Raw genomic sequence first — 1,239 nt, 5'->3', positions numbered from 1 at the left:
GAGATCTTTGCACGATAAAAAGCCAAGCAGAGTGTTTACCTCAAATGAGACAATAGCAACAGGATAAATTTAAAGAGTGGCAATCATGGCGTGGAAAAATATCAAACAACGCAGTCTGGGTGATGCCTTAATCGTGGAGCATAAAGCGGTCACCGAACTCGATGATGTGCATGCCCTGATCAACTGGTTGCCGCTGGAAGCGCAATTGAATGGCATCCACAGCAAAGCCAGAGGCGAGAAAGCCTGGCCGCCATTGATGATGTTCAAAGCGCTGCTATTGCAGTCGTGGTACACGCTCTCTGATCCGCAACTAGAAAAGCAACTGGCGCGGGATTTATTGTTTCGTCGATTTGTCGGCTTGGATATTAGCGAGAATGTACCGGACCACAGCACGCTGTGGCGCTTTCGCCAAAAACTGATTGGAGGTCTATGGGAAGCGCTGCTCAAAGAGATCAACGATCAACTCACCAGCCGGCAGCTCTATATCAAGGCAGGAGAAATCAGCATTGTCGACGCCAGCGTCATCCAGGCCAAACAGAACCGGCCGAACAAAGGTGTGAATGGCAGGAACACGCAAGATAGCGAAGCGGCCTATAACGTCAAGGCCAGCTCAGAGGGCAAACAAAAAACCACCTACGGCTATAAAGCGCATATCGCGGTGGAAGAAGATGGCTTTATCAAAGCCAGTGCATTCACCGCCGGTAACGTCCATGATTCTCAATGTTTAGCACCCTTACTCTTAGGGACAGAATCGGCGGTGTATGCAGACAGTGCCTACAAGAGCGCCAAGCATGATGCCTTACTGGCAGAAACCAGAACGAAGAACTGCATTTTAGAAAGAGCCTACCGCAACACGCCATTGACCGATCAACAAAAGAAACGCAACCGGCAACACTCGGGGATACGCAGCATTGTTGAGCGTGTGTTTGGCGTACTCAAACTGCACTACGGAATGGGGCAAGCCAGATACCTCGGTTTGGCACGTAATTACACGCGATTTGGGCTAATGTGCATCGCCTACAATCTCAAACGCGGGGTGGCGATTCAACGCGATTTACAGAGCGGTCAGGAGAGTTGCGCCTAAAAAACGGCAATGAGGGCAAATCGCCCTCACTTTGATGGGAAAACAGTAAAAAAATGATTGCTGAAGACAAAATCACTAAAAAAGCATCATTTTATTTTTTAAAAATTCAACCTTTGCTGAAACGGCTCTGATTAAGGCTGTCATGCAAAGGTCTC

Annotated in this window: 1 protein-coding gene; it reads left to right on the top strand. The window is 48.5% G+C overall.

All coding sequences use genetic code 11. From position 1 onward, the window contains the following. Positions 1 to 85: 85 nt before the first annotated feature. Positions 86 to 1,084, top strand: coding sequence for an IS5 family transposase (locus tag AAKU64_RS22515; protein ID WP_323493039.1), 999 nt, complete (start codon positions 86 to 88; stop codon positions 1,082 to 1,084). The last annotated feature ends 155 nt before the right edge of the window (positions 1,085 to 1,239 follow it).

It is taken from the genome of Undibacterium sp. GrIS 1.8 (assembly GCF_040544445.1).
In the GTDB taxonomy this organism is placed as follows: domain Bacteria; phylum Pseudomonadota; class Gammaproteobacteria; order Burkholderiales; family Burkholderiaceae_D; genus Undibacterium.
Note: the sequence above shows the minus strand (reverse complement) of the source record. Positions and strands in the feature narration are given on the sequence as shown.